This window comes from Microbacterium sp. STRO-2N (assembly GCF_057747775.1).
In genome coordinates, this window is sequence record NZ_CM173223.1 from 4050155 (window position 1) to 4070900 (window position 20746).

Genomic DNA, 20746 nt, shown 5'->3' on the forward strand with positions numbered 1-20746 from the left:
GCGCGGGCGGATGCGACCGCGGTGTGTTTGAATTCAAAGCACGATCATCGGGGGGTGAGCATGCGGACCCGCTCCACAAGGCACCGCGCCAGCGCGGTCGTTGCGGGCGCCGTGGCGTCGCTGCTCGTCCTGTCGGGGTGCTCTCCCGACCAGCACGTCGACATCGACGTGCCTCCGCAGGCCGAGGCATCCTTCCCCGAAGACACGGTGCAGCAGCTGCAGGACGCCGTCACCCACGCGATGGAAGCCACAGGATCGTCGGGTGCGATCGTCGGCGTGTGGGCGCCGTGGAGCGGCAGCTGGGTGACCGGTCTCGGCACCCAGAGCCCGGACGGCGGCGGCGAGGTGAGTGCCGACATGCGGTTCCGGGCGGGCAAGGTCACCCGCGCGATGATCTGCGACGTGCTGTACGAGGTGGCTGCGACCGGTGCGGTGAAGCTCGGCGACAGCGTCTCGCAGTACGTCTCGGGAGCGCCTGACCTCGCGGACGTGAGCCTCGGCCAGCTGTGCGACGGCACGTCGGGCATCGGATCGTTCACCGGGAAGCTCTACCCGGCCTGGCTCACGAACCCCGCGAGGCAGTGGGAGCCGCGCTATCTCGCGACGTTCGGGCTCGGACAGCCGCGGTCGGGCGAGCCGGGCGTCGCGTACCGCGACTCCGACGCGGGCTACGTCCTGCTGGGGCTCGCCCTCGAGCGCGTGACGGGGAGGTCCGCGGCCGAGCTCATCCAGACGTACGTCGCCGATCCGCTCGACCTCGAGTCCACGTCGCTCGGCGCCCTCGAGGGCGATGCGGTGCTGGCGGGCGGCCAGTCCCTCCCGGGCGAGGGAGGTGCGCTCGACTGCGCGCAGCCGAAGGATCTGACCGACGCCTCGTGGACCCTCGGCTTCACCGACGCGGGCGCCGTCACCGACATCGCCGACCTCGGGCGGTACGCGCAGGCGCTCGCCGCGGGCGCGCTCGTGCCCTCCGACGACAGGTTCGACTCCCCGCTGCCCGTCTCACCGGACGGACCCTCGTGGTACCTGGCCGATGGCGGCGCACTGCACGCGGCGTCGCTCGTCGGCCAGGCGGGCAAGGTGCCCGGGTACATCACCGCCGCGTTCGCGGACCCCGCGAGCGGGCTGACCGTCGCGGTCGTCCTCAACAACTCGGCGGCGGCGGCGGAGGTCGGCGCCTACCTCGCGTGGGAGCTCGCGGCCATCGCGTCGAAGGCCCCTGCCGCGGGCGGGGAGACGATCCCCGAGGCGGGCCTGCCGTGGACGGCCGAGCAGTACCATAAGGCGGTCGCCGCCGCAGCGGTGTGCGCGCCCCCCAAGGAGTGACCGCGAGCACGGCAGGTCGCTCGACGACGCCCGCCATCTTCCCAAGCTCGACGGACTGGCGTTCGCGATGGCGATCGGCGCCGTCATCGCCCTGCCCTTCGGGATCGCGGATGCCGGAGCCGCTGTCCTGCGGATCGACCTGCTCGCCCTCGGCGCGGCCGTCGCGGTGCTGTCGTCGACGATCCCCTACGCGTTCGAGCTCATCGCGCTGCGACGCCTCCCGGCCGCGGCCTTCGCGATCCTCATGAGCCTCGCCCCGGCGACCGCGGCGCTCGCCGGGTACGTGCTCCTCGGCCAGCACCTCACCTGGCTCGAGGTCGTCGGCATCGCGCTCGTCATCCTTGCGAGCATCGGTGCGGTGCGCTCGTCGACGCGCGCCGCGCGCGAGGCTGCCGAGCCGCTCGCCTGAACCGGGGCCGGCAGGACGCGGGAGTCAGCCGGCGGGGGCGGTGGACTCGCGGGCGCGCAGCTCGGGCAGCAGCGACACGCGCTGGACGGGCCGTCGCGGGCCGTCGGCGAGGCGCGCCACCATCGTCTCGACGGCGAGGCGCCCGACCTGCTGCTTCGGCGGACGCAGTGCGGTGATCGCGGGCTCGGCGCTCTCGGCGACCTCGTCGTCGTACGCCACGACGGCGAGGTCCCGCGGCACCGACCAGCCGTGGTCGCGCGCGTGCTGCTGCAGCAGCACCGCCTGCGGGTCGGAGTGGATGAGCATCGCCGTCGTGCCCGTGTCGCGGCAGGTGGCGAGGAGGTCGTCGATCGCCCGCTCGCGCTCCGCGCCGTCGAGCGCATCGAGCGCGGTGTCGAGGTCGAAGGTGGAGGTGAGCCCGAGCTCCTCGACCGCCCGCGACCAGCCGCGGCGCAGCTGCCACGAGGTCGGCGACCCCGGCGAGGCGAGCAGCCCGACTCGGCGATGCCCCAGCGACGCGAGGTGCGCGGCCGCGAGCGATCCGCCGAAGACGTGGTCGGACGTGACCCACTCGAGTCGCGTGAGCGCGAGCGCCGAGGGCACACGGCGCTCCGCGAGCACCACCGGGATCGGAAGCCCGTCGAGCCACTGCAGCAGCGCCGACCCCTCGGGCCCCTGCGTCTCGGTCGCCACGATGAGCCCGTGCAGCGTGCCCGACTCGACGAGGGAGCTGATCTGGCGACGCTGGTCGGCGGGGGAGTAGCTCGCCCCGCGCAGCACGAGCTGGACCCCGGCATCCGTCGCCGCGGCCCGGGCGCCGATGATGATGTGGGGCCAGTAGTACCCGAGCGAGGGCACCACCATACCCACGCGGAAGCGCGGCGGGCCGGAAGCAGGTGCGCGATGCGGGACCGACGTGTCGAGCCGGCTGCGCAGCGTGGCGCCGCCGTGAACACGGGTGAGGAGGCCGCGGTCGGCGAGCGCGCCGATGTCGCGACGGATGGTGAGTTCGGCGACCCCGAACTCGCGTGCCAGGTCGGCGACGCGGACGGATCCGACACGGCGCAGCTCGTCCATGATGCGCTCGCGCCGAGACAGGCCGAACGGCGGCGGCGTGTGGGGCTCCACGACGATCTCCCTCGACCCGTGCGTGCGAACGTGTTCGATTGACGATAGCGGGAATCGGCGGATGCCGCGGAATCACGGCATCCGTCATCTCGTGATGTGCGATTCGATTCGACTGCGTTCGGTTCTGAACGATTCACTTTCGCCCGGCGGCGCCACGGTGGTTCCCTGACAGGCGACCCGAGCGGGCTCTCTTTCGACGACGAGGAACTCCATGGCGAAGATGTCATCGGCCCGGATCGCTGCCGCCCTCACCGCGGTCGCGGTGACGCTGGCCACGGTCGCGATCCCCTTCTCTCCGGCGGCGGCCGCGGGCGCCGACCCGGTGGCCGTCACGGTCGACGGTGCCGACATCGCGGCGGCCGCGCAGAACCGCAACGGGCTCACCTTCAAGGGCTTCGGCGTGCTCTCGGCGAACTCGACGAGCGCCCTGCTGCTGGACTACAAGGCGCAGCACCCCGACAAGTACTGGGAGCTCATCGAGACGCTGTTCGGCGGCGACCACCCGATCATGAACACCGTCAAGATCGAGATGGGCAACGACCGCAACACGTCGACCGGTCCCAACCCGGCGACGATGCGCTCGCGCGACGAGTACCCGAACGTGCTGCGCGAGCCCGGCTTCCAGCTGGCTGCCGACGCGCAGCTCGTCGCCCACGGAGACATCCACGTGAGCATCCTGCGGTGGAACCGTCCCACGTGGGTCACCAGCCACCAGGACCAGTACATCTGGTACAAGAACACCGGCCTCGCGGCCTACCGCGAGTTCGGCGTCATGGTCGATTCGATCAACCCCGACACGAACGAGACCGGCAACCCCGACATCCAGCTCTACAAGGACTTCTCGAACTGGCTGCGCAACGACACCACGGGCTACCAGGGCGCCACGGCAGCCGATCCCAACAACGGTTTCGCGTCCGAGGAGGAGAAGAAGCTCTTCCACGCCATCCAGACGATCGCCGCCGACACCGTGGGCACCCCGCTGGTGTCGTTCGGCAACGCGATGACCTCACCCACCGACCCATCCCTGCGCGACGCGGTGGACATCGTCGGCTTCCACTACTCCAGCGCAGACGACAGCGCCGGGAACATGAAGAAGATCGCCGAGCAGCTCGACCTCGAGGTGTGGAACTCGGAGGGTCAGTCGACGTTCTCGAGCTCGGCCGACCGCCCGAACAACAACGCGAGCGACGAGAAAGGCGGGTTCGGCACGCAGTTCGGCGGCACGAACAGCGCTCTCGAGATGGGCAATTGGGTGACGACGGGCTTCGCCGCGTCGCGCCGCACGATGAACATCTTCCAGCCGGCGATCGGCTCGTTCTACGACGGTTTCCAGTACTCGTCGAAAGAGCTCGTGAACGCCCGTGAACCGTGGTCGGGCTGGCTCTCCTACGATGGCGGGCTGGCGGTCATCGAGCAGTTCACGCAGTTCGCGAAGCTCGGGTGGGAGAACGCCGACAACACCGCCGGGATCTGGCGGGCGATCCCGCAGGCCTCGCGCAGCGAGCTCGGCACCGGAAACCCGCCAGGCGGTGCGAGGGCGGGCGGAGCCTCGTACACGACGCTCGCAGCGCCCGACGCATCCGACTTCTCGACGGTCATCATCAACGACTCGACCTTCACCAAGACGTACCGCATCGCGACGAACGGCCTGAGCCTGGGATCGGACCCGACGGCCGAGCTGTGGGAGACCCGCGCCGCCGACGAGGGCGAGGCGTACGACGCCAACTATCTGAAGCCGGTCGGCGAGGTCGCGCCGGCTGCGGACGGCTCGTACTCGGTGACGGTGAAGCCCTGGTCGGCGTTGACCCTGACGACCCTCGACCACGCGACAGCGGGCGCAGACGGCGCGCTCACCGCGAAGGACGGCTACGGCAGCTCGCTGCCCAGCACGCCCGAGTACACCGATGCCGACGGCGGGCGCGACGTGCTCGACACCGACGTCTCGGGCGCCGTCAACGGTGTGACCGATGACGGCGTCCTGTACGGCGACGACTTCGACTACCGCGAGCAGGGCACGATCCAGGGCTACGACCCCGTGACCGGGCAGCTCGTCGACACCGGCGAGTCGTTCCTCGACGCGCGCGGAGCCCGGGCCAAGCCGGAGGGCACACCCTCCGTGCAGGCTGAAGACGACGGGGTGACGCCGCGCTACACGAACGACACCAACGGCGCGTTCGAGTCGGTGCTCACCACCGATCCGGCGCACGGCCGGGTGCTGCGTCAGCAGGTCGGCCCGGGCATGGCCGGCGGCGCATGGAACGCGGGTGACCCGAAGACGACGATCGGCGACGCCCGCTGGGCGAACTACACCGTCTCGGCGGACGTGCTGTTCGAGGCATCCGGATCGCAGTACGCCACCATCGGCGCGCGCGAGCAGGGCGGCACACCGAACGGGCAGAACGTCTCGGCCGCCGAGCTGAGGATCGACCCCGCGGGCGCCTGGACGTTCATGCGCTACGGCACGACGCTGTCGAGTGGAAGCGTCGCCGGCAATCCGGCCGTCGGCTTCACAGCCGGCCCCGGCGTCTGGAACAACATCGGGGTCGAGGTCGCCGGCAACGTGTACAGCGCGCGGGTCAACGGCGTGGAGGTGGCGTCCTACACGGATGCCGCGCCGCAGGCGGCGGGCCGGATCCAGCTGGGATCGAGCTTCAGCTTCGTGCAGTTCGACAACCTCGAGGTCGAGACCGTGCCCGGTTACACGCCGTACTACACGTCGATCATCGACGGCATGCACCAGACGAGCTGGGACGACACCTCGGCTCCGGTGCTCGAGTTCGACGGGAGCTGGAGTCACGTCAACGGGCAGGGCATGTTCGAGTGGCAGCGTACGGCGTCCAAGAGCACGGCGAAGGGCGCGGCGATGACGTACGCGTTCACCGGCACCGGCCTCGACATCATCGGCACGAACAACGGCGCGACCACCCTGGACGTCATCGTCGACGGCGTCACCCTGGCGGCGGCCGCTCCGACCTTCGCCGCAGGCAGCGAGAAGACGACGTTCATGCTCCGAGGGCTCCGGAACGCCCCGCACACGGTCGTCATCAAGACCGCGAACGACAGCTCGATCAACGTCGACGCGGTCGGCGTCATCACCGCCACCGCTGATTCCGCGAGCGTCGACACCGCGCCGCTGTCGGCGGCGATCGACCGGGTCGCAGGGCACGAAGAGAGCGAGTACAGCGCCGAGACGTGGGCCGTGTTCGCGGCCGCGCTGGCGGATGCGCGGCAGGCCGTCGACGATCCGCTGCAGTACGGACTCGATGCCGAGGGCGCCGCCGCGATCGTCGGGCGCCTCACCGCCGCCGCCGACGGTCTCACGCCGAAGGACGTCAGCCCCGACGTGCTCGACCTCGGTGTCGTGACGATCCTCTCGAGCACGCGGGCGCTGCCGGCCACGCTCGACCTCGCGGGCGCCGACGCCGAGGTGACGTGGAGCCTGGCTTCGGCGGCGGCGGCCGGGACGACAGCCGAGCTCGGCACGTTCGCGGCCGCGGGCCGCTCGACCGAGAAGCTGCCGTCGGGCTTCTACCAGCGCTTCAGCGCGACGGTGCTCGTGGTGCCGCCCGATCTCGAGTACTTCATCGACTCGGGCTCGGGCGGCGCCGGCGAGGGCTCGGCCTACGCCGGGGTCGTGGCAGCCTTCCCGGAGCTGCGCAACGACGCCGCCGACCAGAAGTGGGATGGAACGAGCGCCGGACCGACGTGGGGCTACTCGACGACCGCGACGACGCTCCAGGCCGGGAACCCTCGCGACTGGGGCTCGTCGTTCGTGGGCGCGGACTACAACAAGCCCGTCACCTACCACCTGACGCTCCCGTCGGGCTCGTACAACATCGTCGCCGTGCAGGCGCCGCGCGCCGGCCTCACCACGAACGTGTACTCCAAGGTGCGCGCGGCGGGGGCCGAGGCGACGAAGACGGCGGTGTCGACCGGCGCGGCCACTCCGGTGGCGCAGACGCTGACGCTCGAGACGGATGCCGTCGTCGACGTCGAGTTCGGCACCAACGGCACGAGCGGGTACAACGCGCGCCTCGCGCTCGTGTACGTGCAGCGCATCCCGCGAGACCTCGGGGTGCAGGGCGCGCTCGGGCTCGACGACGAGCTGCCCGAGACCGTCGTGGTCGCGGGAGCGGAGAAGGCGGTGGAGTGGGATGCCGATTCCGCCGCGCAGCCCCGCGTCGAGTACGGCAAGCTCAGGGTGAGCGGCCGGCTCGCCGAGAGCGACGAGCGCGTGGTCGCGGGCTTCGAGGTCGTGCCGCCCGCCCTCATGTACTACATCGACTCGGGGACCGGCGGCGCGGACTCCCCGCAGTACGCCGCGATCGCGGCGGCTGTCGAGGGGCTGCGGAACGACAAGGTCGACCAGGTGTCGGCATCCGTCGACCAATGGGGATATGTCGCCGACGGCATGAAGGTCAAGGGCGCGACCGATCTGAACGACAAGTACTCGACCGGCCTCTACCAGGACACCACGCGGCTGATCTACCGGCTGCCGCTCGAGGCAGGCACGTACACCCTCACCGGCGGGTTCACCGAGTGGTGGAACCTCAACCGCACGATGAACCACACCGCGTCGGTCGCGGGAACGGAGCTGGCCAAGGGCAACATCCCCCTGTCGGGTTCGAGCTCGCCGCTCGCCGCTCAGCTGACGTTCACGCTCGCGGCACCCGCGACCGTGGAGTACGTCGTGACCAACGAGGGCGCCGGTGGCGAGAAGCCGGTCATCTCGTGGCTCGCCGTGGCCGACGTCACGCGACCCGGCGCGCCGCAGAACGCGGCGGCCACCCCTGCGAGCGACACCTCGATCGCCGTGACGTGGGACGCCCCCGCCCTCACCGGTCCCGGATTCGCGGGATACCGCGTATACGAGGCCGGAGGCACCGACCCGGTCTGCGAGACGACCGAGACGACGTGCACCGTGTCGTCCCTCGAGCTCGGGACGTCGCACGCCTACGAGGTCGCCGGGGTCAACGAGCTCGGCGAGGGGGAGCGGTCGGCGGCCACGGCATCCGTCACCCTTCCCGAGGTGCCGTCCGACGACGGCGCGCGCACGGCTCCGGCGCGGGCGTCGCTGTCGTCGAACGACGGCTGGGACACCGGGCTCGAAGACGGTACGTTCCAGGTCACGATGAACCTCTGGTGGGGCGAGAACGGCTCGCTGTTCAAGCTCTACCGCGACGGCGAGCTCGTCGCCAAGGTGCCGCTCACGATGAGCTCGCCCGGCGCGCAGCGCGCCGTCGTCGACATCGAAGGCCTGTCGAACGGCACCTACGAGTTCACCGGCGCACTGGTGAACTCCAAGGGCACCACCGCCACGCAGCCCCTCACCGTCACGGTGACCGACGCGAACCCCGGCAAGCCGTCGATCTCGGTGGCGAACAAGGACGGCGACGGCACGTACACCGTGAAGGCCGATCTGTGGTGGGGCACCAATGCCACCTCGTACCGGTTCCTCGAGAACGGCGTCGAGGCGGGCTCCGGCACCCTCGTCGCAGAGACGCCCCGCGCACAGCACGCGACCCTCGAGGTGACGGGCAAGCCGGTGGGCACGTACGTCTACGTCGTCGAGTTCACCAACGCCGCCGGGACCACGGCCTCGAAGGAGCTGACGGTCAAGGTCACGAACTGACGCGAAAGCGGCCGGATGCCGCGACCCGAGCGCGGCGCCCGGTCGCGGTGCGCCCGATCAGGCGCCGCGCGGCGGCGCGGTAGATCCCCGCACGTTCAGCGTGGGGTTGAGCACGACGCGGTGCACCGGACGCGTGGGGTCCTCGATGCGGCGCGCGACGAGGTCGACGGCAGCTCGCCCGACGGCGGCTCGCGGGGGGCTCACGGCGGTCAGGGCCGGCGTGAAGAGCTCGGCGACCTCGTCGTCGTACGCGATGATCGACAGGTCGCCCGGCACCGAGATGCCGCGGTTCAGGGCGAGATCGACGAAGGCCATCGCCTCGGGGTCGGAGTGCACGACGAGCGCGGTGACCGAGTTGGACAGGGCCGCGTCCAAGGTCGCGTCGACGACCGCCGAGAAGTCCGGGCTCGTGCGCGGTGGCAGACTCGTCTCGAAGTGGTCGGCGGGCGTGAGGCCGAGCTCGGCGCACGCCGCCTGCCACCCCGCGGCGATCTTGCGCGACGTGGGCGAGTCGCGCGCGATGATGAGGCCGACCCGGCGATGACCGAGCGAGGCCAGGTGGCGGGCCGCGAGCACCGCCCCCAGCGCGTGGTCGGTCGTGACGTTCTCGACCGGACTGCCCTCCGGCAGCACGACGGCATCGCGCTCCACCAGCACATTCGGCACGCCGCAGTCCGCGAGCCACTGCACGACGTCCTGGGCGTGGGGGGTGTCGGTGTTGGGGGCGACCACGAGGCCCCGGACGCCCTCGGTGTGCACGAGTCGCTCGAGCACGGGGCGCTCGTCCTGGAGCTCGTACGACGCGCCGCGCAGCACGACGCGCATGCCCAGCTGCGCCGCCTCGGCCTCGGCCCCGCGGACCACGCTCGGCCAGTAGAAGCTCAATGACGGCACGAGCATCGCGATGGACCCGGTGCGGGAGCGTGAGCCCGCCGACGTCGGGTCTCCGTCGTCGAATCCGTTCGCCGCAGGGACGGCGCCGCCGTGCACGCGCACGAGCAGGCCTTCACGCTCCATCTGCGCGAGGTCGCGGCGCAGGGTCACCGGCGCCACCCCGAGCTCGTCGATGAGCTGCGCGACGCGGACGGCGCCATCACGCTCGAGCGCGGCCAGCACGTGCGCTCGTCGCTCGGCGGCGAGCAGTGCCGGGGGCTGATCGGTCATCGTGCGTCCTCCGCGTTCGTCAGGTCCTGTTCTACCCTGACCGTGACCCGCTCGCGCGTCGTCACGTCCAGATCGAGTCGTGTCAGGTGCGATCCCCACACGCCCGAGAGCATCGGATCGTCGAGCTCCCGTGTGGCCAGCGAGGCCTGGATCCCCTCGGCCCACGTGATCCGCACGGGGGTCGCGCCGTCGAGCGGCGTGACGTGGACGGATGCCTCGGCGAGGCGCACGACGCCGGCCAGCAGCATCCGCACCGACGTGTGCGCGCCGGTGTGGGGCACCCAGCCCGTCCACGCGTCTTCGATGACGACGGCGCCGCTGCTGCGATCGAGGCGCACGGTGCGCCGCCAGGACGAAGCGCCCGGGTCGGGGTACGCCCCCGCGATGTCGGTCGTGAACGACGTCGCATCGGCGATCGAGACCTCGAAATCGGATGCCCTGAACGTGCGGCCGGCCGACTGCTCGCGGCCGCGGATCACGGGAACGTTGTGCCAGCCGCTCTGCATCGTCCAGATGTCGTACCGGTCGGGGCCGAACGTCTGCAGCGTGTACGTGGGGCGACCCGCATCCACGATGACCGGCACGCCGTCCGTGGCGATCACGAAGGATCCGACGTCGTTGTGATTGTGGTGCTCGTCGTTGTGCCCGCCCTTGGCAGCGACGGTGAGACCCTCGGCCGTACCGGCGGCCGTGCGTGCGAGCAGCACCTGGGTCGAGGGGAACCAGACGTCGCGCGGCAGCGGTGAGCGCGCCGGTGCCGCCTCGATCCACGCGGTGTCGGTGAGGCCGCGCAGCAGGCGTCCGAGACCCTCGCGCTCATCGGCGACCGGCGCGCCGGCGGAGCGGTGCGAGGCCGCGTGGGACGCGGCATCCGCGTCGTCCACCGCGTGCGCGGCGCGATGAAGTGCGTGCCACGGCTGCGCCTCGGCCGGGCGCGCCTGCCCGTCGGCGAGGTTCAGGTACCAGGCACCGCCGAGATGCACGCGATGCGGGAAGGCGACGGTCTCGCGCAGCGCGGTGATCCCCGACGCATCGAGCACGCCCGCTGTCGCGTGACGCAGCAGGTCGAGCGCCTCGAGCGCGCGGCACGCGCCGTTCCACCAGTACGAGTAGCCCTCGTCGATCGCGCCGTCCTCGGGGAGCGCCGTGACGTAGCGGTCGAGGCCCTCGATGGCCAGGGCGACGAGGAGCGTGCGCTCATCGCTCTGGGCCGGGTCGTCGATCAGGCGCAGCGCGGCGGCGAGGATGTTCCCGTGGATCCACGGATTCCAGTTGTGCACGTCGCCGTCGAGCCCCAGCCAGTGCCAGTCTCGGCGCCGCGTGAAGGGTTCGAAGATCCGCACCCGGGCCTCGTGGCGCACGCGGGCCCGGAATCCCGGGTATCGGGCCTCGAGGCGGTCGCCGAGCACCTGGTCGATCCACGCGAGCTGCCCGACGACCTCGCCGGCGCCGAGATCGAGGTAGGGCTCGGTGACCGTGGCCAGCACGGAGCCCCGCGTGGCGAAGGCGTCGTCGTGGGCGGGCCAGCACCACGAGCTCTGCTCGCACAGCAGCCAGACGCCGTCGAGCACCTCAGCCAGCCATGCGTCGTCGAGCGTCGACGCGGCGGCGACCACCGCTCGGCTGAGGCGCTGCTGCCGCGCGAACGCGGGGCGCTCCCAGCCCTCGCGGTCGCCGTCGGCGTGGACTCGGGCAGCGGCGCTCGCCAGCGGCAGCGGCCACGGCTGGAGGCGATCGGCCTCGGCGCGGGAGAGGATGGATGCCACCGTCTCGGCGTGGGCGCGCCCCGACGCACCCCACACGGAGCGATCGCCGGCCGGAGCGACGGGGAGGGACGACGCCGGCGGCTGCAGCAGCGACGACAGCGCAGCCTCGAAGCCCGCGGCATCCGTCCCCGTCTGCGGGTGGAACGCGGCGGCGAGCCGACCGTGGAATCGGTCAGGTCGGGCTGCCGTCGGCATGGTTCCTCCTCGAATCGAGTTCGGCGAACCGATCAAAAACGATCATAACGAATCTGATTCAGCCTTGCAATGACCGAAACGGATTGCTACGCTCCCAAACGGTCGCTTCAACGGCGAACTACATCGAAGGAGATCCCGTGACCGTCTCGCAGCATCCGTCGCCCGCCGCGACGCGCGACGACTGGACGCGGGACCACTGGCTCGCCTATGCCGACCGGCTTCTCACCGCCGCACGCGGGTTCGCTTCACCCGGCCACGCGCGCATCACGTTCCCAGGTGACGAAGGCGGCTATGGCCGCGCCGTCGACGGCCTCGAGGGATTCGCCCGCACGTTCCTGCTCGCCGGCTTCCGCATCGCGGGAGCGCGCGGAGAGGGCACCGAAGAGCTCGCCGACTTCTACCGTCAGGGCATCGTGACCGGGGTCGACCCTGAGGCCGACGACCGATGGGTCCGTCTCGACGAGCACGCGCAGGCGAAGGTGGAGGCCGCATCGCTCGCCCTCGTGCTCGACATGACGCGACCCTGGATCTGGGACCGCCTCGACGCGCTCACGCAGCAGCGCGTCATCGACTACCTGGCACCCGTCGTCGGCGACGCCACCTACCCGAAGACGAACTGGCTGTGGTTCCGCGTCGTCGTGCAGACCTTCCTGCGCTCGGTCGGCGGGCCCTGGTCGGCGCAGGACATCGCCGACGACCTCGCGCTGCACGACGGGCTCGTGCGGGTGGACGGCTGGATCTCGGACGGCTTCGAGCGCTCGTACGACCACTACGTCGGCTGGGCGCTGCACACGTACCCCGTGCTGTGGTCGCGCATGCAGGGCGCCGACGAGCTCGCCGATGGACGGACGACCGCCGACATCGTGCGCCTCGACCGTTACCTGCAGGATGCCGTCGCCCTCGTCGGCGCGGACGGGTCGCCGCTCGTTCAGGGCCGAAGTCTCATCTACCGCTTCGCCGCCGCGGCGCCGTTCTGGGTCGGCGCCATGGCCGAGGCGCCTTCCGTGCCGCTCGGACAGCTCCGCCGCGCCGCGAACGCGATCGTCGCGCACTTCGACGGCCACGACGTGCCGGGCACCGACGACGTCCTCACCATGGGGTGGCACCACGAGTGGCGGGAGCTCGCGCAGTCCTACTCCGGCCCGGGATCGCCGTACTGGGCGGTCAAGGGACTGCTCGGCATCGCGCTGCCCGCCGACCACCCGGTGTGGAGCGCCCCCGCCGAACCGCTCCCGGTCGAGACCGGCGACGACCTGCGCGTCGTCCGCGCAGCAGGCTGGGCCGTCTCGGGCACCCGCGCCGACGGCATCGTGCGCATCGCCAACCACGGCACCGACCACGCCGCGGCGGGAACGCTCGCGGGCGACTCGCCGCTCTACGCCCGCATCGGCTACTCGACCGCCACCAGCCCGCTTGCGAACGCACAGGCGTGGGAGGAGCCGCTCGAACAGTCCGTCGCCCTTGTGGACTCGGACGGCCGCGCGACGCACCGCGCCGCGATGCAGCTCCTCGACACCCGCGTGCAGGACGACGAAGGCGGCCGCGTGGCGATTGCGGCGTCGGTCTCTCGCGCGCACTGGCTCACCCCACGCCCCGCGGTCCATCGCCACGGGTCGGGACTCGAGGGCGAGGTCGAGCCCGCCGGCGTCATCACCGTCCACTCGCTGCTGCGCGGCCCGTGGGAGGTGCGCCTGACCCGCATCGAGTCCGTCGAAGCCGGTGTCGAGCCCGGGACGCTCCGACTTCGAGTCGGCGGCTGGGCGCTGGCCGCCCGCGAGACTCCGCGCTCCTCGGTCGAGGGGCCGGGCCTAGACGAGGGGCGACACGCCGATTCGCGATCCTCATCCCCGCACGCGTCCTCGCCTCAGCGTGCGGCGTCGGGGGATGCCGCGGCCGCGACGTTCGCGAACGGCCTGCGCAGCGGCATCCGTCCCCTCGTCCACGACGGCGTCGCGAGCGTCGAGACGCGGCGCGACGCCAGCCCGCTCGGGCCCGAGGCGGCCGTGCCCGTCGTGACGTACCCGGTCGTGGTGGGCGGATGGACTGCGGCCATCCTCGAGCTCACCGCGGACGACGTCGAGTCGACCACGGAGGCCGCCGTCGCCTTCGGCGCCGACGGAGAACAGACCACCGTCACGGTCACATGGCCGGACGGGACGGCGACCACGAGTCGCCTGGCGAACCCCGGAGACGCGTTCGGCGCGAACCGGTAACCCGATGGGCCCGATGGCGGGTCCGCAATCACAAAGGAGTACCCCCAGAATGAAGCGCAAGTACGCAGCCGCGGCGGGCATCGCCGTTGTGGCGACGCTCTCGCTCGCCGCCTGCAGCGGCGGCTCCGAAGCAGCGCCGGAAGAGTCGTCGGGTCCTGTGACGCTCACGCTCTCGGGCTGGAGTCTCGACACGACGCCCGAGTTCCAGGCGCTCGCCGACGCGTTCCACGAGGAGAACCCGGACGTCACCGTCGAGCTCAAGGGCTACGACCCCGCCGAGTACAACACCCTCCTCACCGCCGACCTCGCCGCCGGCTCCGGCCCCGACATCATCACGCAGAAGGAGGTCAAGTTCGTCCCGACGTTCGTCGAGGGCGGCCAGCTCCTCGACGTGTCGGACGTCGAGCTGCCCGACGGCATCAGCGGCGCCTCGTCCTACGAGGTCGACGGCACGGCGTACGCGGTGCCCTATCGCAACGACTCGTGGGTGCTGTTCTACAACAAGGCCCTCTTCGACCAGGCCGGCGTCGAGTACCCCGACGGCTCGTGGACCTGGGACGACTACAGCGAGGCCGCGGCCGCGCTGACCGAGGGCATCGCCGCGGCCGGCGGCACGGCCAAGGGCGCCTACCTCCACAACTGGCAGTCGACCGTGCAGGGCTTCGCCAACGCGCAGACCGAGTCGGACATCCTCGAGGGCGAGTACGACTACATGGAGCCGTTCTACGAGAACGTGCTCGCGCTCCAGGGCGACGGCTACCAGGTGGACTTCAACACCGCCAAGGCGAACCAGCTCACCTACCAGGGCGAGTTCGGCAAGCAGAACGCGGCGATGCTCCCGATGGGCACGTGGTTCGTCGCGACGCTCATCGCGCAGCAGGCGTCGGGCGACGCCGACGACTTCGAGTGGGGCATCGCGCCGATTCCGCAGGCGGATGACTCGACCGCAGGCCTCGATAACACCCCGGTGACCTTCGGCGACCCGACCGGCTTCGGAATCAACGCGGCGATCGACGAGTCCAAGGTGCAGGCGGCGAAGGACTTCCTCGCCTTCGCTGCGGGTGAAGAGGGCGCGCAGATCCTCGCGGGCATCGGCATCACGCCGGCCCTGCTGTCCGACAGCGTCGTCGAGACGTACTTCGCCGTCGACGGCGCTCCGACCGACGACCTCTCGAAGTTCGCGTACTCGACGCACGAGGTGTTCGCCGAGAACCCGACGTCGAACAAGACCGCGGCGATCCAGGGAATCCTGAACGACATGCACACCGCGATCATGTCGGGCTCGATGCCCGTCGCCGACGCGATCGCCGAGGCGCAGGAGCGCGTCGCCAACGAGGTCGGCCTCGACTGAGCCGGCTCCACTGAGCGCCACCGCTCACCTCTCCGGCAGGCTCGGACCCGAACCGGGCCTGCCGGAGGATCCCCCACGTCTCTCATCCACCCGGAGGTCCGCCATGGCGACCATCACCGCCACCGAGACCGGTGCCGCGCCGCCGCCTGTGCCCGTGCGCCGCCGGCGCTCGAAGCTGCGGCTGCGCAACACCCTGATCGGGTGGAGCTTCATTCTGCCGAACTTCATCGGCTTCGGGCTGCTGACGCTCATCCCGATCGTCGTGCTGTTCTACATGTCGTTCACGAACTGGAACGTGTTCGGCAAGGCGGACTGGATCGGCCTGGCCAACTTCGAGCGGCTGATCGGTGACGGCAGCTTCCGCGTCTCGGTCGTGAACACCCTGTACTACTCGGTGCTGCACATCCCGCTGACGATCGTCGTGTCGCTGGGGCTCGCACTGCTGCTGAACAACAAGCTCCGCGGCGTCGCGTTCTTCCGCACCGCCGCCTTCTTCCCCTACATCACCTCGATCGTCGCGATCGCCGTGGTGTGGAACCTCCTCTTCAGCCCCGAGTACGGCCCGATCAACGAGTTCCTCCGGTTCATCGGCATCCAGAACCCGCCCGGCTGGCTGACCTCGCCCGAGTGGGCGATGCCCGCGGTGGTCATCGTCGGCACGTGGCGCGACATGGGCTACTACATGATCCTGTTCCTCGCGGGCCTGCAGACGGTGCCGCGCGAGCTGCACGAAGCGGCGCGCGTCGACGGCGCGAGCGTCTGGCAGCGGTTCGTCAACGTCACGCTGCCGTGCCTGCGTCCGACCATGTTCTTCGTCACCGTGATGCTGACCATCAACTCGTTCAAGATCTTCGACCTGATCCTCGTCATGACCGACGGCGGTCCGGGCCAGTCCACGCTCGTGCTCTCGCAGTTCATCTACCGCAAGGGCTTCGAGGAGAGCCAGTTCGGCTACGCGTCGGCGGCGGCGGTGGCGCTGTTCTTCATGTGCATCATCGTGACGATCCTGCAGTTCCTCTGGAACAAGAAGCGGAGCATCTGATGGCCGGCCAGATCGAGAAGGTCCCCGCAGAGCAGCTGGTCTCGGAGTTCACGCCCCCGACAGCCGCCGTACGGAGCCTGCGCAAGCTCGCGGGCGGCGGGCCGCGCCGCGTCGAGACGGAGAAGATGACCCCGGGCCGCCGCATCGCGCGCATCGCGATGTACGCCGCGCTGATCGTGTTCGCGATCGGCCTGCTGACGCCGTTCTTCTGGATGGTGATGAGCTCGCTGAAGACTCCGAACGAGGTCTTCTCCGTGCCGGTGTCATGGTTCCCGGAGACCTTCGTGTGGGAGAACTACGTCGACATCTGGTCCGAGTCGAACATGCTCACCTGGATCCGCAACACGCTGTTCCTCGCAGTGGTCGTGACGTTCCTGCAGGTGCTGACCGGCTCGTTCGCCGCGTACGGCTTCGCCCGCATGCGCTTCCGGGGTCGCGACGTCCTGTTCCTGCTGTACGTCGGCACGATCGCCGTGCCGTGGCAGTCGTACATGATCCCGCAGTTCATCCTGCTATCGAACCTCAAGGTCTCGAACACGCTGTGGTCGATCATCCTGCTGCAGGCGTTCGGCGCGTTCGGCGTGTTCCTGATGAAGCAGTTCTACGAGACGATCCCGGAGGAGCTCTCCGAGGCGGCGCGCCTGGACGGCCTCAGCGAGTACGCGATCTGGCGCAGGATCATGCTGCCGCTGTCGATCCCGGCGCTGGCGTCGCTCACCCTGCTGACGTTCGTGAACACATGGAACGACTACCTCGGGCCGCTCATCTACCTGCGCAACCCCGACCTGTGGACGATCCAGCTCGGCCTCAAGGGCTTCGTCTCCAACCTCTTCGACACGAACTACGCGCTGCTGTTCGCGGGTCTGACGATCTCGGTGATCCCGATCGCGATCATCTTCCTGCTCGGGCAGAAGTACTTCGTCGAGGGCATCGCGACGAGCGGGCTGAAGGGCTAGCGCCGTGAAGAAGCTCATCTCGCACGACACGTGGGCATCCATCATCGGGATGCTGTACCTCGGCCTCATCGTGAACCTGCTGCTCGTCGTCGCCTGCCTGCCGCTGGTGGCGCTCCTCATGACGACAGACCCGGCGAAGTCGTGGCCGCTGCTGGCGGTCGCCGCTCCGCTGGCCGCCCCGGGCCTGGCCGCCGCGTTCCGGGCGTTCCGCGAGCACGACGCCCGCGGGCTGGGCCCGATCCGTGCGTTCGTCACGGGTCTGCGCGATACGTGGTGGCGCGCGATCGTCGTCGGCGCGGCGGTCACGGCGGTCGTCGTCGTGCTCCTCGTGGACGTGCGGATGCTGTCGGCCACGCCCGCGTCGGTGTTCACGGTGCCGCTTCTCGGCGTGCTGGTCGTGCTGGCCGCTGCGATCGGCCTGCTCTCCCTCGTCGCGATCGCCGAGGTTCCCACCGCGCGGCTGCGCGACGTGCTGCGCGCGAGCGTGTATCTGGGCCTGCGGCGCTGGTATCTGACCGCCGTCTCGCTCGCCGCGCTCGCGGCGCAGGCCGCGGTGTTCGCGACCGCACCCGCGATCGGACTCGGGCTCACGGCATCCGCCGCCCTCTACCTCGCATGGACGAACTCGCGCTTCACGCTGCGTCCCGTGCTCGACCTCGACGAGGCCGTCGCCGCCTGACGGCGCGGCACCTCGACTCCCAACGAAGGATCCCTCACTCATGACGTCCACCTCGCCCGCTCCGGGCACCCGCGCGGCCGCCAGCCCGATCGCCGGGTCCGAGACCGCGATCGCCGCCGCCCTGTCGACCGTTCGCCGCAACATCGCCACCTTCGGCGGCGCGTATCCCGACAACACCACGGTGGACGACCGGTATCCGCTCCGGCCGGCTGAGGGCGGCATCCCGCTCGGAGGCAACCGGGGGTGGACGACGAGCTTCCGCACCGGCATGCTGTGGCTGGCATGGGAACTGACCGGCGACCGCGCGTTCAAGGACGCCGCCCTCGTCGACGTCGCCGACTTCGACCGGCGCGTGCGCGAGGAGGACGACCTCGACACGCACGACCTCGGATTCCTGTACACGCTGTCGACCGTCGCGGCGTGGCGCCTCGTCGGCGACGAGGCGGCGCGGGAGGCGTCGCTGCTCGCGGCCGACCACCTGATGCGGCGCTTCCTCGAGCCCGCCGGCATCATCCAGGCGTGGGGCGATCTGTCCGACCCGGCCCAGCGCGGCCGCACGATCATCGACAGCCTCATGAATATGCCCCTGCTGACATGGGCCGCCGAGCAGACCGGCGAGGAGCGGTTCGCCGACGCCGTGCGCCGCCACACCGAGCAGCTGCGCCGCCACATCCTGCGCGAGGACGACTCGACCTTCCACACCTTCTACTGGGACGCCGAGACCGGCGAGCCCCTGCGCGGTGCCACCGAGCAGGGCGCATTCGACGAGTCCTGCTGGGCCCGTGGCCAGGCCTGGGGCGTCTACGGCTTCGCGATGAACTTCGCCGTCACCGGCGATGAGCGCCTGCTCGAGGCATCCCGCCGCTGCGCGGAGTACTTCCTCCGCCACCTGCCCGCAGACGACGTGCCGTTCTGGGACCTCGTGTACACCGACGGCAGCGACGCCCCGCGCGACAGTTCGGCCGCCGCGATCGCGGTGTGCGGACTGCTGGAGCTGGCGACCGTCGAGACGGATGCCGAGCGCGCCGCGGAATGGACGACCCAGGCGCACGCGATCCTGACGTCGCTCATCGCCCACTACGCGCCGGCTGCCCCCGAGGACTCGGACGCCCTCCTCCTGCACTCGGTGTACGACCTGCCGAAGGACAACGGCGTGGACGAGGGCACGTTGTGGGGCGACTACTTCTACCTCGAGGCGCTTATGCGGGTCACGCGGCCCGAGTGGAGGAAGTACTGGTGAGGCTCCTCTCGTACCGCGGCGCCGACGGTGTGCGGCCCGGCGCGATCGTCGCGGACGAGCGGCTGCTCGATCTGGGTCACGTGGGCGGCGACATCGGCTCGATCCTCGGGGACGATGCGCTGCTTGCCGCCGCTCGCGCCTCGGTCGCCGCGGCCGCGGTCGCGGCGCTGCCGCTCCTCGATCCGACATCGCTCGTCGCGCCGGTGCGGCCGGGCAAGATCCTGTGCCTGGGCTACAACTACCGCGGCCACGTGCCGGACGGCGCCGAGCCCGAGGCCGAGCCGGAGTACCCCGACGTCTTCGTGAAGACGCCGAACACGGTCGCCGGGCCGAACGACGCGGTGGTCATTCCGCCGGGCGCCGTGGACGTCGACTACGAGGGAGAGGTCGCGGTCGTCATCGGCCGCCGCGCGCAGCGTGTCGCCCTCGAGGATGCGCTCGACCACGTCGGCGGGTACACGATCCTCAATGATGTGTCGGACCGGGCCTGGCAGCGGAGGCAGAGCCAGTGGGCCCTCGGCAAGTGCTCCGACGGGTTCGCTCCCCTCGGGCCCTGGGTCGTGACCGCGGACGAGATCGTCGATCCTCAGGACCTGCTCGTCGAGGTGGTGCGCGACGGCGCCGTGACGGTGTCGCAGTCCACCTCTACCACGATCTTCAGCGTCGCGTTCGTCATCCATCATCTGAGTCAGGTGCTGACGCTCGAGCCAGGCGATATCGTCTCCACCGGCACGCCGCAGAAGCTCCCCGCCGCGCAAGGCGCGCACCGCCCACTCCGCGGCGGCGACGCCGTCACGGTGCGCATCTCCGGCATCGGCGAGCTCACGACCCGCTTCACCGCCGCTGATCCGGAGGTCCTCGCATGATCCTCGACTCGTTCCGCCTCGATGGAAAGGTCGCCCTAGTGACAGGGTCGAGTCGTGGGCTCGGCCGGGCCGCCGCCGTCGCGCTCGCCGAGGCGGGCGCCGATGTGGCGCTCGTCGACCGCGGCGACGCATCGGCCACCGCCGAGCTGATCGCAGCGACCGGGCGGCGCGTGCACCGCGTGCAGCGCGACCTGGTGTCGGCGACGCCGGACGAGCTGTCATCGGCGGTGGATGAGGTCGTCTCCGAGCTGGGCGGGCTCGACGTCCTGGTCAACAACGCCGGGACGATCCGCCGGGCGCCGGCAGCCGAATACCCGGCGGGCGACTGGGACGACGTGCTCGCGGTGAACCTCGACGCGGTGTTCCACCTCTCGCAGGCGGCGGGGCGGCACATGCTCGCGCAGGGGAGCGGCCGCATCATCAACGTCGCGTCGATGCTGTCGTTCCAGGGCGGCATTCTCGTTCCGGCGTACACCGCCTCCAAGCACGCGGTCGCGGGCCTCACCAAGGCGCTCGCGAACGAGTGGGCCGCGCGAGGCGTCACCGTCAACGCGATCGCACCCGGGTACATGGCGACCGACAACACCGCGCCGCTGCGGGCCGACGAGGACCGCGCGGCATCGATCCTCTCGAGGATCCCGGCAGGACGCTGGGGCGAGGCATCCGATCTGCAGGGCGCGTTCGTCTTCCTCGCCTCGGATGCCGCCGCCTACGTCACCGGAGCCGTGATCCCCGTCGACGGCGGCTGGCTCGTCCGCTGAAATCCGAACCCCGCACGA

13 protein-coding genes and 1 pseudogene are annotated in these 20746 nt (G+C 70.8%); 11 read left to right on the forward strand and 3 right to left on the reverse strand.

Translation table 11 applies throughout. The features are described 5' to 3' along the window. Window positions 1-60: 60 nt before the first annotated feature. Both AC3ANN_RS18660 and AC3ANN_RS18665 read left to right on the forward strand, forming a co-directional pair. Entirely contained in the window at window positions 61-1326 is a 1266-nt protein-coding gene (locus tag AC3ANN_RS18660) for a serine hydrolase domain-containing protein (RefSeq protein ID WP_488340877.1), read from the forward strand. A gap of 40 nt (window positions 1327-1366) precedes the next feature. After that, window positions 1367-1735 (forward strand): annotated as a pseudogene (locus AC3ANN_RS18665) (EamA family transporter); the annotation flags it as partial. A gap of 24 nt (window positions 1736-1759) precedes the next feature. On the opposite strand, the gene AC3ANN_RS18670 reads toward AC3ANN_RS18665, so the two are convergent. After that, a complete protein-coding gene (locus tag AC3ANN_RS18670; RefSeq protein ID WP_488338866.1) occupies window positions 1760-2863 on the reverse strand; it encodes a LacI family DNA-binding transcriptional regulator in 1104 nt (367 codons plus the stop codon). A gap of 211 nt (window positions 2864-3074) precedes the next feature. Between AC3ANN_RS18670 and AC3ANN_RS18675 the strand changes: the two genes are divergently transcribed. Continuing rightward, the gene (locus tag AC3ANN_RS18675; protein WP_488338867.1) at window positions 3075-8495 is read left to right on the forward strand and encodes a fibronectin type III domain-containing protein; all 5421 of its coding nucleotides are present in this window, start codon (window positions 3075-3077) and stop codon (window positions 8493-8495) included. A 57-nt stretch (window positions 8496-8552) separates the two neighbouring features. On the opposite strand, the gene AC3ANN_RS18680 is transcribed toward AC3ANN_RS18675, so the two are convergent. Beyond that, on the reverse strand, window positions 8553-9659 hold the full coding sequence (locus AC3ANN_RS18680; RefSeq protein WP_488338868.1) for a LacI family DNA-binding transcriptional regulator: 1107 nt from the start codon (window positions 9657-9659) through the stop codon (window positions 8553-8555). Further along, complete coding sequence (locus tag AC3ANN_RS18685; RefSeq protein WP_488338869.1) at window positions 9656-11620, reverse strand: heparinase II/III domain-containing protein; 1965 nt, start codon at window positions 11618-11620, stop codon at window positions 9656-9658. Before AC3ANN_RS18685 ends, AC3ANN_RS18680 begins: the two co-directional genes overlap by 4 nt. A gap of 137 nt (window positions 11621-11757) precedes the next feature. On the opposite strand from AC3ANN_RS18685, the gene AC3ANN_RS18690 reads away from it, so the two are divergent. The 8 genes from AC3ANN_RS18690 to kduD all read left to right on the forward strand — a co-directional run bounded on the left by AC3ANN_RS18690 (window position 11758) and on the right by kduD (window position 20728). Next, on the forward strand, window positions 11758-13833 hold the full coding sequence (locus AC3ANN_RS18690; protein ID WP_488338870.1) for a DUF2264 domain-containing protein: 2076 nt from the start codon (window positions 11758-11760) through the stop codon (window positions 13831-13833). Between the two features lie 49 nt (window positions 13834-13882). Next, window positions 13883-15184, forward strand: a complete 1302-nt coding sequence (locus AC3ANN_RS18695) for an ABC transporter substrate-binding protein (RefSeq protein WP_488338871.1) — start codon at window positions 13883-13885, stop codon at window positions 15182-15184. A 103-nt stretch (window positions 15185-15287) separates the two neighbouring features. Further along, the gene (locus AC3ANN_RS18700; protein WP_488338872.1) at window positions 15288-16226 is read left to right on the forward strand and encodes a carbohydrate ABC transporter permease; all 939 of its coding nucleotides are present in this window, start codon (window positions 15288-15290) and stop codon (window positions 16224-16226) included. Further along, on the forward strand, window positions 16226-17182 hold the full coding sequence (locus AC3ANN_RS18705) for a carbohydrate ABC transporter permease (protein WP_488338873.1): 957 nt from the start codon (window positions 16226-16228) through the stop codon (window positions 17180-17182). Before AC3ANN_RS18700 ends, AC3ANN_RS18705 begins: the two co-directional genes overlap by 1 nt. Before the next feature lie 4 nt (window positions 17183-17186). After that, window positions 17187-17861: a ferredoxin-NADPH reductase gene (locus tag AC3ANN_RS18710; RefSeq protein ID WP_488338874.1), complete on the forward strand. Its 675-nt coding sequence runs from the start codon at window positions 17187-17189 to the stop codon at window positions 17859-17861. Between the two features lie 40 nt (window positions 17862-17901). After that, on the forward strand, window positions 17902-19101 hold the full coding sequence (locus AC3ANN_RS18715; RefSeq protein WP_488338875.1) for a glycoside hydrolase family 88 protein: 1200 nt from the start codon (window positions 17902-17904) through the stop codon (window positions 19099-19101). Next, window positions 19098-19967 (forward strand): fumarylacetoacetate hydrolase family protein, encoded by an 870-nt coding sequence (locus AC3ANN_RS18720; RefSeq protein WP_488338876.1) that lies wholly within the window; start codon window positions 19098-19100, stop codon window positions 19965-19967. Before AC3ANN_RS18715 ends, AC3ANN_RS18720 begins: the two co-directional genes overlap by 4 nt. Then, the gene (kduD, locus tag AC3ANN_RS18725; RefSeq protein WP_488338877.1) at window positions 19964-20728 is read left to right on the forward strand and encodes a 2-dehydro-3-deoxy-D-gluconate 5-dehydrogenase KduD; all 765 of its coding nucleotides are present in this window, start codon (window positions 19964-19966) and stop codon (window positions 20726-20728) included. The genes AC3ANN_RS18720 and kduD overlap by 4 nt, the downstream gene beginning before the upstream one ends. The last annotated feature ends 18 nt before the right edge of the window (window positions 20729-20746 follow it).